Source organism: Cognatundibacterium luofuense (assembly GCF_018139685.1).
Lineage (GTDB): Bacteria > Pseudomonadota > Gammaproteobacteria > Burkholderiales > Burkholderiaceae_D > Undibacterium > Undibacterium luofuense.
In genome coordinates this window covers 1-314 of the sequence record NZ_JAGSPN010000464.1, presented here as the reverse complement: position 1 = coordinate 314, position 314 = coordinate 1, and the positions used below count along the sequence as shown (strand labels likewise).

Here is a 314-nt window from a genome sequence, read left to right as displayed (position 1 = left end):
GGCGTTGAGCCCTTTACTGCCGTCTAACTGTGGCTTTGAGCGCCCGTGGACACCATTTTTCCAGGAAAAATTTGCCGGTCAGCCGCTGCTGACCGTCGCTGCGCGTGTGCAGCATAGTGAGCAGCCCATGCGTCAGGGGCAGTTTGTGATCACCGCCAGTGGTGTGGAAGGCAGCCTGATCTATGCCTTATCTGCCGCATTGCGCGACCAGGTTTTGACACAGGGCAGCGCCGTGCTGGAGCTGGATCTCTTGCCCGACAAATCGGCCGAAAGGGTATTGCATGAATTGCAGTCAGGACGTGGCGCACGCTCAC

General features: G+C 58.6%; 1 pseudogene. It reads left to right on the top strand.

The features are described from left to right. Positions 1-314: pseudogene (locus KDM89_RS21240) on the top strand (aminoacetone oxidase family FAD-binding enzyme); the annotation flags it as partial.